The sequence below is a fragment of the Rhodococcus sp. IEGM 1307 genome (assembly GCF_030056915.1).
Taxonomy (GTDB): Bacteria; Actinomycetota; Actinomycetes; order Mycobacteriales; family Mycobacteriaceae; genus Rhodococcus_F; species Rhodococcus_F opacus_D.
In genome coordinates this window covers 208064-222566 of record NZ_JASHKW010000015.1, presented here as the reverse complement: position 1 = coordinate 222566, position 14503 = coordinate 208064, and the positions used below count along the sequence as shown (strand labels likewise).

Here is a 14503-nt window from a genome sequence, read left to right as displayed (position 1 = left end):
TTCTCGATGAGTCAACGAATCAGACTTCGCGGGCATCTTGACATGAGGCAACAGGGGCCCCCGCCAGTCGAAAGAAGGAAGCCGAATCCACCCTGACAGGACAGTCGCGGGAACACTGGGATAACAGCTTCTTCATCCTCACGTAGAGGATCAGACCCTCGGCGGTGTCTCCTAATCGATTGGCGCAGAGACAAACCAGTGACAGAATCATCGTTTTCCAGTTGCCGGATCGGCCCATCCAATGAAGTCGCAAAGTCTGATTTCGCTGTACTAGGCCAAAACGGGCATATTGGTTTTGAAAATAAAAGTAGTACAACAATATACGACTCGTCGTCGCAGTTGAGGCACGCGCACTTCAATCGTCGGTGTCGATCTTCTATGGGTATGTGACGCGGGTCGGGAGTCGCCGACCACGGAGGAAACAGGGGTATGTTGATCGGGTGGGCCCACTCGCAGTAGGTGCATGTAGGAGACCGATGTCGTACGGGACCGGTCGCTGATGCGCGTGCCGTCGACCGTACGTTCCTCGATCTGGGTGCCGCTGGTCGCGATCGCGGTCCTCCTCCTCGCGGGATGCGGCGCCTCGGCTCCCACCACCTCGACGCCCTCAGCGGGACCTGCCGTAGACCTGCCGGCACTGGTCCGGCAGGTGGAGGCCTCGGTCGTCACCGTGCTCACCGAGTCTGGTGTGGGCAGCGGCATCGTCTACAAGACCGACGGCACCGTCGTCACCAACGCCCACGTGGTCGAGGGTGCCCGGCAGGTGAGTGTGGCCTTCGCGGACGGGCAACAGGTGTCCGCGAACGTGCGGGCCGTCGATCGTGTGACCGACGTCGCGGTCCTTCAAGCGGACCGCAAGGATCTGACTGCGGCGACGTTCGAGACAGCGTTGCCAGAGGTCGGCGCGCTCGCCGTAGTCGTGGGCAGTCCGCTGGGGTTCGAGGCCACGGTCACCTCGGGCATCATCTCAGGATTGCACCGTCAGATCCCCGGGTCGGCTTCCACCGGGGCGCCGCTGGTCGACTTGATCCAGACCGACGCCGCGATCTCGCCGGGTAACTCCGGGGGTGCCCTGATCGACGGACAAGGGCGGGTCGTGGGGATGAGCCAGGCCTACATTCCCCCGTCGGCGGGTGCGGTGGCTCTGGGCTTCGCCATCCCCGCGGCGAATGTCGTCGATGTCGCGGACCAGCTGCTTGCCTCCGGAACCGCCCAGCATGCGTACATCGGCATTCAACCCGGCACGCTGACCCCGCAGATCGCCGAACAACTGGCAGTCGACCGCACCAGCGGTGTCGTCGTCCTCGAGGTCGTCCCGCTCGGTCCGGCAGCGACCGCGGGTATCCAGCCCGGCGATGTCATCACCGCGGTCAACGGCCACGACACCGAGTCGGCGGAGGACTTCATCGCGGCGATCCGTGCCGTCGACCCCGGCGATCGAGTCGAACTGACCGTGCTCCGCGGCGGCGAGACCCAGCAGATTTCGGTTACCGTGACAGACCGCCCCGCCAGCTGACGACGATTCCAAGAGCGACCGACACGGGCGTGGACAGGATCTGTGTTGCGGCTCGGCACGTTGCGTTGGCTAGCCGGTTGTAGTCGTGTCGACGGTGCGTCCTCGGACGCTCGTGGTGTCTGCCGGACAGAGGCAGCGGCAATCCGCGGCGGCGATGTGGTGGACTCGCACGCACTGGCTGGAGTTTGGGGGCAGACCGAGCGGGTACGCGAAGGCGTGAACGAGCATCTGCGGGGAGGGCAATCCAGTTCGGCCGGTGAGCAGGTCTCGGTGCTGTTCATCGCGGATCCGGGCACGCCTGCGGCTCTCGCGGAACGTATCGCGGAGTACCTGCCGCAACGCCTGCAGAGCAGTGATCGCCCCGAGCGTCGGTGGACGACGTGCGTGCGCCGAAAACCGTACCTGCCCGACGAGCAAGCAGACTTCGCTGATGTCATCGACACAGTCGATCCGTCCTCCGAAGAGGAGGACATCGTCGTGTACCTCACCGATCTGCCGCGACGCGAGGACACCCTGCCCGTGGTGGCCGACGTCAGCGCCGACCACAAATTCGCGCTCATCTCCGTCGCCGGGGTGGGCGGCGTCAACATCGAGCGCCGCGTCCGCACTGTCACCGAACTCGCGATCGCCCGCATCCTCGGGGAACCGGAACTTACGCCGCCGGGCGCGGCGCGACGGTTTCCGTGTGTGCAGATGGAGGACAGTATCCGGTACTTCGCGCCCTCGGGGCTGCGGCGGCTGCGGCTGCTGTCGGGGATGGTGCGAGCGAACCGGCCGTGGCGGCTGGTCACCGGACTGTCGAAGGTGCTCGTCGGCGCGTTCGCCACGGGTGCGATCGCACTGGCCACCGACACGATCTGGTTGTTCGCCGACACGATGGGTCCATGGCGTATGAGTGCGGCGACGGTCCTGTCGATCGTGGCGATGGTTCTGTGGCTGATCCTCGATCACGAACTGTGGGAGCGGCCGAAGTCGCCGACGGAACGCGATCGTTCGGTGCTGTACAACACCGCGACCGTGGCCACCCTGGTCATCGGCGTCGTCATCCTCCACGTGGCCCTGTTCTGCCTGCTGCTGTTCACCACGTGCCTCGCTCTTCCCCCGGAACTGCTGTCCCCCGTTCTCGGGCGCGCGGTGAACTTCTCCGACTACCTCACGCTCACCTGGCTGCTGGCGTCCATCGCCACCATCGGTGGGGCGCTCGGGTCGGGTCTCGAGGACGACGCCGCCGTCAAGGAGGCGGCGTACGGGTTCCGGCAGCGGCAGCGCATCGAGGAGACCCAGAGTCAGTCGAACGAGGCGTGATGATCGCGGCCTACGAACCCGCGACCCAACTCGCGAACGCTGACGAAGTTTGCGATATACCGTCGACCGATCCATCACCGGAATCGATCGCCTTTTAAACTCAATCGGCGAGGGCGCCCGACGGCCGGCCTTGGCGCGTCCGGTGACCGATCGCCTTACGGGATAGCGACCGGGATGCGGATTCCGGCAAGTTCGTGAGAATCATGCACTTACACGACGTTGAGAACACCGAGCGTTCTTTGACCCAGGTGAGCATGGTGGTCGCGGAGGATGTCCCGAGTTCCGTGGAGTTTGGTGGGGCCCGGTGACGGATCAGGCTGCGCTCGCCTCGTCGTTGTGCACCAAGATTCGACAGGTTGGGCGGACTCGCGTGTCTCGGTTCGGGTCCGCGTGGGTGATGTCGGTTCTGTCGAGCTTGCGGGCGGGCTGTTTCCAGTCGGTGGTTCAGAGCTTGTCGGCGAGCACGTCGAGGTTGCTGATTTCGGGCGGCGCAGCGAAGAGTTCGTCGGCGCGTTCACCGAGGGCCTTGCCGACCGGCCCATTGAGATGTGTTTCACGGGCGGCCTCGTCGGGGAATGCGTCGATGATGCCGAACGTCGAGGGACCGAACCGTACCGCCAACCAAGGCTTCGTGCCGGGCTCCTGCTCGACGAGCGGCAGCGCCGATCGGAGGAATTCCTCGACCGCGTTTTCCTTGCCGGGTTTGGCTTCGAGTCGGACCAGCAGCGCCTTGGTGGCCATGTCGGGTCTCCTGTTCGAGGTGGTGGACATGGTCCAGCATCACACCATCGACCGGTAAAGGGAAGAAGCCCGCGAGCCCACAAATCAAGGAAACCGATCTCACCCCTAGTAATCGTGGAGCCGGAAGAGGAGACTCCATGGTGGACGGAATGCGACGCCTGGAATGCACCCGCTGTTGTCGGCTGTGACGCGAAACATGGTGGCGCGCAAAAGTTTTGGTTTTGCTTTCAGTTCCGTTCGCTGTCGCGTCTGCCCCAGCAGCACGATTCATTCGGTCGCTCACACGTAACCGCCTGTGGCCGCCGGGCCGGGATCCACCGGAAAACGCAGCATCAGGGAGTCGAGATGAAAGCGCTTGTGTACGACGGGCCACGTGAGGTTCATGTGAAGGATGTGCCCGATGCGAGGATTGAGCAGCCGACCGATGTGCTGGTAAAGATCACCAGCACCAACATTTGCGGGTCGGATCTCCACATGTATGAGGGCCGCACCGATCTGGAGCCCGGGATGGTCCTCGGTCACGAAAACTTGGGGATCGTCGCCGAGGTGGGCAATGCGGTGGTCAAGGTCTCACCCGGGGATCGGGTGTGCCTGCCGTTCAACATCGGCTGCGGTTTCTGCCGAAACTGCGAGGAAGGATTGACCGCGTTCTGCCTGACGGTGCACCCGGATCCGAAGATGGCCGGCGCCGCATACGGGTTCGCCGGGATGGGCCCGTTCTGGGGCGGGCAGGCGGAGTATCTGCGGGTGCCGTTCGGCGACTTCAACTGTCTGCGGCTGCCCGAGGATGCCCAGGACAAGGAAACCGACTACGTGATGCTCTCCGACATCTTTCCCACCGGCTGGCACTGCACCCGCCTCGCGGACATGCAGCCCGGCGATTCGATGGTGGTGTACGGGGCCGGGCCGGTCGGGTTGATGGCGGCGTATTCGGCGATGATCCAGGGCGCGAGCAAGGTGATGATCGTCGACCGGCATCCGGACCGGCTCAAGCTCGCCGAGGAGATCGGCGTCATTCCGATCGACGATTCGAAGGGCGACCCGGTCGAGCAGGTCCTGGAACAGACCCGCGGGCAGGGTGCCGACAAGGGTTGTGAGTGCGTCGGGTATCAGGCGCACGACCCGCAGGGTCACGAGGACGCCGCGATGACGATGAACCGGCTCGTCGACTCGGTGCGCTTCACCGGCCACATCGGGGTGGTCGGCATCTTCCTGCCCCAGGACCGAAACGGCCCCGACGAACTCGAACGCCACGGCAAGATCGCCTTCGACATGGGCAAATTCTGGTTCAAGGGGCAGAAGGTCGGAACCGGGCAGGCCAACGTCAAGCACTACAACCGGCAGCTGCGCGACCTGATCCACCAGGGCCGTGCCAAGCCGTCCTGGATCGTCTCCCACGAACTGCCACTGGCCGAGGCCGAGTCCGGCTACCAGCATTTCGATGCCCGCGACGACGGATGGACCAAGGTCGTAATGCATCCGTGAGGCGGCCCGGACCGAGAGGAGCACAACGATGGCAATGACACTGCAGGGCAAGCGGATCGCGATACTTGCTGCCGACGGGGTCGAAAGAGTCGAACTCGAGCGACCCCGCGACGCGGTGCACCAAGCCGGTGGGCACACGGAGCTGCTGTCGCCGAAGACCGGCGAAATCCAGGCACGCAACAACGACCTCGACGCGGCCGGCACGTTCACCGTAGATCGGGCCGTGTCCGATGTTTCGGTCGACGACTATGATGCCTTGCTGCTGCCGGGCGGCACGGTGAACCCGGACAAGCTGCGAATCGAGGAGGCGGCGGTGTCGTTCGTGCGCGACTTCGTCGGCTCGGGAAAGCCGGTCGGGGTAATCTGCCACGGTCCCTGGACCCTCGTCGAGGCCGGTGTGGCCAAAGGCAGAACGCTCACCTCATACCCGAGTTTGCGGACCGACCTGCGCAACGCCGGGGCCGACGTCGTCGACGAAGAGGTCGCGATCGACGGGAACCTGATCTCGAGCCGCTCGCCCGACGACCTCCCCGCCTTCTGTCAGGCCATCGTCGCGCAGTTCGCGAAGCCCCGGGCGGGTGCGTCATGACAGTGAACCAGACTTCGGTGTCCCTCGACGATGCGCAGCGGGTGATCGCCGCCGGGCAGGCCAAAGCTGACGAGATCGAGTCGCCGTCGAACATTGCGGTGGTCGATGCCGGCGGCAACTTCGTGGCCCACGTGCGGATGGACGGTGCCTGGATCGCCAGCATCGACATCTCGATCAGCAAGGCGTTCACCGCGCGGGCGCTGGACATCTCGACCGAGGACCTCGCGGCCGACGCGGGTCCGGGCGGGCAGTTCTACGGGATACACGTGTCCAACGGTGGGCGCATCATGATCTTCACTGGCGGTGTGCCGCTGCGGCACAACGGCCAGGTCGTCGGGGCGGTCGGCGTCAGCGGCGGCACCGGGGAGCAGGACAAGACCGTCGCCGAGGCGGCCGTGGCGGCGCTGTGAGCAGTGACCTGCGTCGTCAGGGAACTGCGTCGACAGGGCAACGTCGACAGGGCGACGTCGCGGATGTGAGCGTCGAAGCGGTCGGAAAGGTGGCGCACTGCTGGTGCGGATCACCCCCGAGAAGGTGTACGGAGAACATCACCGGTGAAGAGCAACGGGCGATGATCATGACCACTGGTCGACGATGACGGTCGACGACGGCAACGCCGCCGGGGGATCCGCCGGCCGCGAGCCCGACACCGACGGATCGCAGGAGTCTGATAGGCGGTCGGTGGGCAACCTGGAGTTGTTCTTCGACCTCACCTTCGTGTACGCGATGTCGCAGGTCACACACCTGATGCTCAGTGACATCTCCTGGCAGGGTTTCGGCCGGGGTGTGCTCGCGTTGCTCGCCCTGTGGTGGGCGTGGGTGTGCTACGCCTGGCTGACCAACACATTCGAAACGGCGCGGGTGACGCACACGACTTTGATCATCGTCGCGATGGCGGCGATGCTCATCGCTGCGATCGCACTGCCGACCGCATTCACCACCGGGGCCCTCGTTTTCGGGCTCGCATTGCTCGCCGTCCGCCTCATCAACGTCGGTATTTTCCTCGCCGCGTCATCCCGAGACGAGGATGGATTGGCGTCGGCGATCCGCCGACTGGCGCCGGGCCTGCTCGTCGGGCCGGCCGTGATCGTTGCCGCTGCTTTTGTGGCCTCCCCCTACCGTGAGTTGCTGTGGGTCGCGGCGGCGGCGGTCGACTTCGGCAGTCCCCTGATAGCGGGAATCAGCGGACTTCGGGTCGTACCTTCGTATTTCATCGAGCGCCACGGTTCGGTCATCATCATCGCGCTGGGCGAGACGATCATCGCGCTGGGGGCGGGGGCAACCGAAAACCTGCGCCGTCCCGCTGTTCTCGGCGCTGTGGTTCTCGGGGTGCTGATCTCGGCCACCCTGTGGTGGACCTACTTCGGCCTCACTGCCGGCGCCGAAGAACGGATGCGGCGAACACCCAGTGTCGATCGGGTACGGTTGGCGCGCGACGCCTACAGCTACCTGCACCTTCCGCTCGTCGCGGGGATCGTCTTCTTCGCCCTCGGGGCACGGGTTTCGGTGGAACACATCGACGAGCCGCTGGCGCCGCTGGCCGCCCTCGCCCTCACCGGTGGGGTGGCACTGTTCTACGCCGCCGAGGTGGCCTACCGATGGCGTGACCATCATCAGCTCACCGTCGATCGGCTCCTCACCGCCGTCGCGGCCCTCCTAGTTTTTCCGGTGGCGATTTCCGTCCCCGCCGTCTTGACGCTGACCGTTCTTACCGCGATCGGAGTCCTGCGACTCGCATGGGAGCTGTGGCGGCGCCCGCAGATAGGCACCGGCATAGCGGGAGCCGTACGGTGAGAACGACTCCGCTGACGTAGTACGGGCATTCCGCGTATCCCGGATGATCCCGAGCTCGCGCCGGCCGACCCTCTCGTCTGGCATTCGACGCGCACGAGGTGCTCGAGGCCGCTGGGAAGAACTGTCCGGACGACGAGCGGATGCTGTGGCAAGGCCTGGACCAGCTCATGGTCGGCATCACCCACGTCCGGCGCGGCAATGTGGAGGGCGCGATCGCCCTGCTTCGCCGGGCATCGGCCGTCCTGCCCACTACGAACTGGCCGCGCCGTACGCCATCGACGTCGCAGGTTTGGTCGATAGCCGCCGCGCTGACGGCCCTGAAATGTCGCCACCCGTCGCTGCTCTCGGCTGGTGGGTCGACGCGGCCGCGGTAGACGAGTATCAGCGATGCGCCGGGGGAACCGTAGACGGAATACAAGAACTCGATCACCACGGGAGCGCCGATCTCGTCGCTGGCCGCACCCGACAAGGTCACGTCACATAGGCCTTCGGCTGGATGCTCGGACCGCGCGAGCAGCCTGCTCCATCTCCTCGGACTCGGTCCTCGCTCACCTCTCTATTGTGTCCGCGGCTCAGTCCGATGTGTGGTAGATCCGCTACTTCGAGTCCGACAGATTTCCTCGGCGATCGGGCCCACCAGGTCCCAGATCGCCTCGCCTCGCCTCGCCTTCGCGGACGAGCCCCGGAAGATCCACCGTCCTAGAGTCGCATCGAGCCGGACTCCAGGTACCGCTGGTGGAACGAGAACGCCTCCCCGAGCAGGTGCGGCGTCTGGCCGGCTCCCACAGTTGCCGTCGCCCGCTCGACGTAGTCGGTGAGCAGCGGCCGGAATTCCGGATGCGCGCAGCGCTCGATGATCACTCGTGCCCGACGACGCGGCGACAACCCCCGCAAGTCGGCAAGGCCCTGCTCGGTGACCAGTACCTGGGTGTCGTGCTCGGTGTGGTCGACGTGCGGGGTCATCGGGACGATCGACGAGATCGCCCCGTTCTTCGCTGTGGACGGGCTGAGGAACATCGACAGGTACCCGTTGCGCGCGAAGTCCCCGGATCCGCCGATGCCGTTCATGATCTTGGTGCCCATCACGTGCGTCGAATTGACGTTCCCGTAGACGTCGGCCTCCAGCATCCCGTTCATCGCGATGATTCCCAATCGGCGGACCACCTCGGGGTGGTTGCTGATTTCTTGCGGACGGAGCCGGATGTGCTGCCGGTAGAAGTCGATGTTGGAGGTCAACTCCTCGATCCCCGCCTCCGAGAGTGCCAGCGCGGTAGCCGACGCGAACCGGACGGTGCCGTGCTTGATCAAGTGCAGCATCCCGTCCTGGATGACCTCGGAATAGCAGGTCAAACCCCGATACGGGCCGCGATCGAGGCCGCCGAGTACGGCATTGGCCACGTTTCCGACGCCAGCCTGCAGTGGCAGCAGGGTGTTCTCCGGGAGCCGGCCACGCCTCACCTCGTGGTCGAAGAAGTCCAGCACGTGGGCAGCGATCGCCTCGCTGACCGCATCGGGAGCGGTCAGCGCGCTCGCACTGTCGGGGGCATTTGTTTCCACCACCGCAACAACCTTGGCCGGGTCTACCCGGTAATGCGGTTGCCCGATGCGGTCCTCGACGTCTGTGAGTTCGATCGGCCGGCGGTGCGGGGGCAGAGCTGTGCCGTAGTAGATGTCGTGGATACCGTCCATCGCGTCCGGGACCCACGAGTTGACCTCGAGAATGACTTTCTCCGCGACGTCGAGCCACGTCTTGTTGTTTCCGACCGACGCGGAGGGGATCAGCTCGCCGGTCTCGGTGATGCCGGAAACCTCGACGACCGCGACGTTTACCACGCCGTAATAGCCCTCCCACACCTGCTGGGCCACGTGTGAGAGGTGGATGTCGACGTAATCCATCCGCCCCTGGTTGATCTTCTGACGCGCCGTGGATTCCGCCTGGTAGGGCATCCGCAGGGCGATTCCGTCGATCTCAGTGAGCATCCTCTCGGTCTCCGTCGACACGGACGCCCCGGTCAGCAGGTCGATGGTGAAATTCGCGCCGGCCGCGCGGGCGGCGTGAATCCGGTCGGCCAAGGCCGGGATGACCGCCTTGGGTGTCCCGGCACTGGCGAAACCGCTGACAGCAACGGTGTCACCCGGACCGATGGCCTTCACCGCTTCCTCCGCCGACGTCACCTTCTGCTGGAACGCCGAGTGTCGAATCCGGCTCGACTGCACCGGGGATGCGGGATCACTGATCTGGAGGCTCACGGCGGCCAGTGTAGGAGTGGACGACGTGACGCGACCACCCCGAAAGATCTTGATGTTCACCGGATCACATCCGGTGTTCACCACTGTCCCCCGTCCTCGACCGTTCGTCGCGGCGGACCCGCCGCTCGTCGGCTCCGCGAGGTCGCCCGCCGAATCGCGCCCGAATGCGCGTCGAATCGTGATCCTGGTCACTGCCCGGGCGCTTCCGTGAGCGGGCCGGGCGATCATGACGCCGACAGGTCTCGATTCCTGCTGCCGACGGCGGTGGTCCTCGTTACGACCTGGCCGGCGATTGGGCTGGAACATGCCACGACGTACTGGGAACTCCCTCCCTACTCGTTGGACCGCGGCGGCCGTTCAAGTAGTCTTCGATCAGCATCTGATTGACATATTCGGGACAGCGGCCCGGCCCATGGTGCTTCTGAATTGCCCTCCAGAGCTGGCGACCGCCACATATCTCCAAGGTGTTCTCGGAACGTCTTCCCCTGGCCGGTAAGGTATTTGATTCGGACATTTATAAATCCCTGTTTCGTATGACGTTGCGCAGCCTCGGTGATTTTGATTCTCGATCCATGCCGCGGGCAATGGGAACAGGGCGATATGTTGGTGCGTGGGCAATGTTTTTTTGCTGTGGCTCATGAGCTTGTCCACGCTATCCTGCATCGAGCCGAATTTCTCGAGCTGTTTGGACGGCTCCACGGCCTCGATATGACGGCCGGTTGTCGATCGGAGAAACCCTCCGGGAGATGGCCGTTCAAAGGCTTTCAGATCCACTAATACGTCGGGAGCTGATTTGTGGCCTGAAAGGCGACTGCGGAACAGATGCACAGGTGGGCCCCATACATCGTTGCACTGGCACACGGACAGCGGGGCGCGCCGTGATCGACTCGCACCCACTGACTGGGGTTTGGGGGCAGACCGAGCGGGTACGCGAAGGCGGTGAAGGCGAACGAGCATTTGCAGGAAGGGCGCTCCGGTGCCGCGGGTGAGCAGGCCTCGGTGCTGTTCATCGCGGATCCGGGCAAACCTGCGGCTGTTGCCGAACGCATTGCGGAGTGCCTGCCGGAACGCCTGCGCAGCTCTGACCGGGTCGGGCGCCGGTGGACGACGTGCGTACGCCGCAAACCGTACCTGCCCGACGAGCAAGCAGACTTCGCTGATGTCATCGACACAGTCGATCCGTCCTCCGAAGCGGAAGACATCGTCGTGTACCTCACCGATCTGCCGCGACGCGTGGACACCCTGCCCGTGGTGGCCGAAGTCAGCGCCGACCACAAATTCGCGCTCATCTCCGTCGCCGGAGTGGGCGGCGTCAACATCGAGCGCCGCGTCCGCACCGTCACCGAACTCGCGATCGCCCGCATCCTCGGGGAACCGGAACTCAAGCCCCCCGGCGGGGCGCGACGGTTCCCGTCTGCGCAGATTGAGGACGGCATCCGGTACTTCGCGCCCGCGGGACTGCGGCGACTGCGACTGCTGTCGGGGATGGTGCGAGCGAACCGGCCGTGGCGACTGGTCACCGGACTGTCGAAGGTGCTCGTCGGCGCGTTCGCCACGGGTGCGATCGCGCTGGCCACCAGCACGATCTGGTTGTTCGCCGACACGATGGGCCCATGGCGTATGAGTGCGGCGACGGTCCTGTCGATCGTGGCGATGATTCTGTGGCTGATCCTCGATCACGAACTGTGGGAGCGGCCGAAGTCGCCGACCGAGCGCGGTCGTTCGGTGCTGTACAACACCGCGACCGTGGTCACCCTGGTCATCGGCGTCGTGGTGCTGCACGTGGCGCTGTTCTGCCTGCTGCTGTTCACCGCGTGTCTCACTCTTCCCCCGGAACTGTTGTCCCGTGTTCTCGGGCACGGGGTGAACTTCTTCGATTACCTGACGCTCACCTGGTTGCTGGCGTCCATCGCGACCATCGGTGGGGCGCTCGGGTCGGGTCTCGAGGACGACGCCGCCGTCAAGGAGGCGGCGTACGGGGTCCGGCAGCGGCAGCGCTTCGAGGAGACGCGGAGGCGGTCGAACGAGGCGCGATGATCGCGGGCCTGCGAAGGGTGCAACCCAACTCGACAGCGCCGACGAGGTATCGATCGCTCTTGGCTGGGAGGGGTGGGCACCGGGGGCCGTCGGGGCTCGGTACCTGGTGGCCGCGGTGGTCTGACCCCGCAGTGGATCCGGCGGTGTCAGTCCACGTATCCGATGTCGGCGCTGAGAGCGGCCGCGGCGGCGAGTATGCAGGGAACGGCCTGTTCCCGGAACCGCGCGGGAGTGTTGCGTGCGGACGACGTGGAGCACGCGATCACGCCGACCACTGTGCCGCCGGCGTCGCGGACGGGGGCGGCCAATGAGATCAGCCCCTTTTCGAGCTCCTCGGACGTCAGGGCGTACCCCTGCTCGCGGACCTTGGCGAGTTCCCGTTCGAGTTCGGCTGCTGTGCTGATGGTTTCGGGTTCAATTGTCTGGAATGTGGACTCGGCTACCACCCGCTCGACGATTTCGGCAGGAGCCCAGGCGAGGAGCGCGTGGCCGATGGACGTGGCGTATGCGGGGACGCGGGTGCCGACGGAGACGTTGATGCTCAGAACCGGCGGACGGGGACTCGTGCGGCGTACACGACGTCGGCGCCGTCGAGGACGCCGAGTGAGGCGGACTCCTGGGTCTTCTCGGTGACCTCGAGCAGCCGGGGCACCGCGGCCTCGATCAGCGGGTGCGACTGCGAGTAGTGCTGTCCGATGCTGAGCACCCGAGGAGCGAGCAACCACCGGCCTCCCGATCTGGCGACGTACCCCAGCTTCTGCAGGGTGTGCAGGATCCGTTGGACCGTCGAACGGGGCAGTCCCGTTTCGGTGGCGAGTTCGGTGAGCGTCGGGTTCGGGCGCTGGGCGTCGAAGGCCAGCAGCACTGCGAAACCGCGCTCGATACTCTGGATGTAGTCGCGATCGCGCTCAGGCATGTTTCGTTCCGATTCGGTGTCGAGAGTGGACGACACCGGTGCACCGACTGGGCGAACGCCTCCTCCCGGTTGGGCTGCGACCGCAGCCACCAGCGCCAGATCGCCGACGGTGAGCTCTCCGATTCGGGGGATCGCAGCCGCTGGGAGTCGCGATTCGTTGGACACGTCCGCGCAGCACTACCGCGGGAATCGTTGGGCGCCAGGGCGTGCCTGGTGCTCGAGTTCCGAGAGTGATTGTCCGCCATGGTGGTTGCGGACTACGCCGGTGAACACCACGACTGCTCCGAACTCGGGTCAGGCCACCGCTGCGCCTACGAGACTCGGGGCGAGCGGTTCGGAGGAGAGCCGTGCCAGGATTTCGGTTGCCATGTGGTCCTCCAGGGTTATCGGTGGGTGCACCCGAATGGTTGTGCATTACAGTGTGGTCGACCAGGTCCACGACATCAGGGCTGAGCGGCCCGTGCGTGGTCACGACGATACCTCAGTGCCGCATGGCCTCCGCGATCGCGGGGAATTGTCCGGTCGAGCACAACGTCGATCTACTCGCGGCGCTGCGCCGGGACGGATCGTCGGGTGCGCCGACGTGCTGGGAGATGCGAGGACGGGAGAAACGATGACGACAGTGGACGTGGGAATTCCCGTGCTGCGCACCGGGCGTTCGTGGATGGAGGGCAGGCCCGACGTCTCGAACTTGGTCGATCGCTTCGGGCGGACCGCCCGTGATCTGCGGGTGTCGCTCACCGAAAAATGCTCTCTGCGCTGCAGATATTGCATGCCGGAGGAGGGCCTGCCGCCGATTGCTCCGGAGAACCTCCTCACGGCGGCCGAGATCGTGCGGTTGGTGGAGATCTCGGTGCATCACCTCGGGGTTCGTGAGGTTCGCTTCACCGGGGGAGAACCATTGATGCGACGCGACCTCGAGGAGATTATTGCCGGATGCGCCGAACGGGTGCCCGGAGTGCCCCTGTCGATGACCACCAATGCGGTGGGGCTCGAACACCGAGCCGCAGCGCTGGCGCGTGCCGGCCTGACGCGTGTCAATGTGTCCCTCGATTCCGTTCATCGCGCGCATTTCGCTGCGTTGACCAGGCGCGATCGGCTGCCGTCGGTACTGGCCGGTATTCGTGTCGCACAGCACGCAGGTTTGGCGCCGCTGAAGGTGAACGCGGTGCTGATGCGCGAAACCCTGCCAGGGGCCGTGGACCTGCTGCAGTGGTGCCTTGATCAGGGGTGTGCGCTGCGGTTCATCGAGCAGATGCCGCTCGATGCGGATCGGCAATGGGCGCGGGAGAACATGGTCGACGCGGCGGAGCTGCTCGCGGTGCTGGGGACCCGATTCGACCTGAAAGAGATTGGCAGGGAGGAGCCGTCGGCTCCGGCCGAGGAGTGGTTGGTCGATGGTGGCCCGGCGACGGTGGGGATCATCGCCTCGGTGACCCGCTCCTTCTGCGGGGATTGCGATCGTACCCGTCTCACGGCCGAGGGCACCGTACGGTCCTGCCTGTTCAGCGACCATGAGGTCGACCTGCGTGGTGCGTTGCGCTCCGGAGCCGACGACGAGGAACTGGCACAACTGTGGCGCGGGGCGATGTGGAATAAATGGGCAGGTCACGGCGTTGACGCGGCGGGTTTCGTGCCGCCGGAGCGCAGCATGGGGGCTATCGGTGGGTAGTGACGCGATGGGGGCCACCGTCGAGGTGCGTTATTTCGCGGCGGCGGGATGCAGAAAAGAGACACTGTCGTTGGCCACAACGCGACCCTGAGACTCTTACGGTCGGCGCTGTTCGGCAGGCACGCGCCGGAGCGGGGGCGAATCCTCGACGTGGCCGCCTTCCTGCTCGGGGCCGACTTTACTCGAGACCTAGAGCTG

The 14503-nt window shown here is 65.3% G+C and carries 11 protein-coding genes and 2 pseudogenes; 9 read left to right on the top strand and 4 right to left on the bottom strand.

Features of this window, described 5'->3' with window-relative positions; genetic code table 11:
- Positions 1 to 499 precede the first annotated feature (499 nt).
- Complete coding sequence (locus tag QM841_RS27395) at positions 500 to 1516, top strand: S1C family serine protease (protein ID WP_283334508.1); 1017 nt, start codon at positions 500 to 502, stop codon at positions 1514 to 1516.
- 216 nt (positions 1517 to 1732) lie between these two features.
- The gene (locus tag QM841_RS27390) at positions 1733 to 2821 is read left to right on the top strand and encodes a hypothetical protein (RefSeq protein WP_283334517.1); all 1089 of its coding nucleotides are present in this window, start codon (positions 1733 to 1735) and stop codon (positions 2819 to 2821) included.
- A 444-nt stretch (positions 2822 to 3265) separates the two neighbouring features.
- Here QM841_RS27390 and QM841_RS27385 read toward each other — a convergent pair whose 3' ends face one another.
- Positions 3266 to 3562 (bottom strand): putative quinol monooxygenase, encoded by a 297-nt coding sequence (locus QM841_RS27385; protein WP_054247999.1) that lies wholly within the window; start codon positions 3560 to 3562, stop codon positions 3266 to 3268.
- A 345-nt stretch (positions 3563 to 3907) separates the two neighbouring features.
- Between QM841_RS27385 and QM841_RS27380 the strand changes: the two genes are divergently transcribed.
- From QM841_RS27380 to QM841_RS43485, 5 genes are all read left to right on the top strand, one after another.
- On the top strand, positions 3908 to 5047 hold the full coding sequence (locus tag QM841_RS27380; protein WP_283334507.1) for a glutathione-independent formaldehyde dehydrogenase: 1140 nt from the start codon (positions 3908 to 3910) through the stop codon (positions 5045 to 5047).
- A 28-nt stretch (positions 5048 to 5075) separates the two neighbouring features.
- On the top strand, positions 5076 to 5636 hold the full coding sequence (locus tag QM841_RS27375; protein WP_283334506.1) for a type 1 glutamine amidotransferase domain-containing protein: 561 nt from the start codon (positions 5076 to 5078) through the stop codon (positions 5634 to 5636).
- A complete protein-coding gene (locus QM841_RS27370) occupies positions 5633 to 6046 on the top strand; it encodes a GlcG/HbpS family heme-binding protein (RefSeq protein ID WP_283334505.1) in 414 nt (137 codons plus the stop codon). The genes QM841_RS27375 and QM841_RS27370 overlap by 4 nt, the downstream gene beginning before the upstream one ends.
- A gap of 184 nt (positions 6047 to 6230) precedes the next feature.
- Entirely contained in the window at positions 6231 to 7430 is a 1200-nt protein-coding gene (locus QM841_RS27365; protein ID WP_283334504.1) for a low temperature requirement protein A, read from the top strand.
- 140 nt (positions 7431 to 7570) lie between these two features.
- Positions 7571 to 7804: a DUF309 domain-containing protein gene (locus tag QM841_RS43485; protein ID WP_502942582.1), complete on the top strand. Its 234-nt coding sequence runs from the start codon at positions 7571 to 7573 to the stop codon at positions 7802 to 7804.
- Between the two features lie 325 nt (positions 7805 to 8129).
- Here QM841_RS43485 and scpC read toward each other — a convergent pair whose 3' ends face one another.
- Entirely contained in the window at positions 8130 to 9647 is a 1518-nt protein-coding gene (gene scpC / locus QM841_RS27355) for a succinyl-CoA:acetate CoA-transferase ScpC (protein WP_283334516.1), read from the bottom strand.
- 972 nt (positions 9648 to 10619) lie between these two features.
- On the opposite strand from scpC, the gene QM841_RS27350 reads away from it, so the two are divergent.
- Complete coding sequence (locus QM841_RS27350; protein ID WP_283334503.1) at positions 10620 to 11717, top strand: hypothetical protein; 1098 nt, start codon at positions 10620 to 10622, stop codon at positions 11715 to 11717.
- A 146-nt stretch (positions 11718 to 11863) separates the two neighbouring features.
- Here QM841_RS27350 and QM841_RS27345 read toward each other — a convergent pair.
- Both QM841_RS27345 and QM841_RS43480 read right to left on the bottom strand, forming a co-directional pair.
- Positions 11864 to 12633, bottom strand: a pseudogene (locus QM841_RS27345) (IclR family transcriptional regulator domain-containing protein).
- Between the two features lie 50 nt (positions 12634 to 12683).
- Positions 12684 to 13002, bottom strand: a pseudogene (locus tag QM841_RS43480) (molybdenum cofactor biosynthesis protein MoaE); the annotation flags it as partial.
- 244 nt (positions 13003 to 13246) lie between these two features.
- On the opposite strand from QM841_RS43480, the gene moaA reads away from it, so the two are divergent.
- Complete coding sequence (gene moaA / locus QM841_RS27335) at positions 13247 to 14305, top strand: GTP 3',8-cyclase MoaA (protein WP_283334515.1); 1059 nt, start codon at positions 13247 to 13249, stop codon at positions 14303 to 14305.
- Positions 14306 to 14503: the final 198 nt, after the last annotated feature.

Bases quoted from the DNA above. Each gene is read 5' to 3' on its own strand.
- QM841_RS27375 (WP_283334506.1), top strand. From the start codon at position 5,076: ATGGCAATGACACTGCAGGGCAAGCGGATCGCGATACTTGCTGCCGAC.
- QM841_RS27380 (WP_283334507.1), top strand. From the start codon at position 3,908: ATGAAAGCGCTTGTGTACGACGGGCCACGTGAGGTTCATGTGAAGGAT.
- QM841_RS27365 (WP_283334504.1), top strand. From the start codon at position 6,231: ATGACGGTCGACGACGGCAACGCCGCCGGGGGATCCGCCGGCCGCGAG.
- QM841_RS27370 (WP_283334505.1), top strand. From the start codon at position 5,633: ATGACAGTGAACCAGACTTCGGTGTCCCTCGACGATGCGCAGCGGGTG.
- QM841_RS27385 (WP_054247999.1), bottom strand. From the start codon at position 3,562: ATGGCCACCAAGGCGCTGCTGGTCCGACTCGAAGCCAAACCCGGCAAG.
- QM841_RS43485 (WP_502942582.1), top strand. From the start codon at position 7,571: ATGCTGTGGCAAGGCCTGGACCAGCTCATGGTCGGCATCACCCACGTC.
- QM841_RS27395 (WP_283334508.1), top strand. From the start codon at position 500: ATGCGCGTGCCGTCGACCGTACGTTCCTCGATCTGGGTGCCGCTGGTC.
- moaA (WP_283334515.1), top strand. From the start codon at position 13,247: ATGACGACAGTGGACGTGGGAATTCCCGTGCTGCGCACCGGGCGTTCG.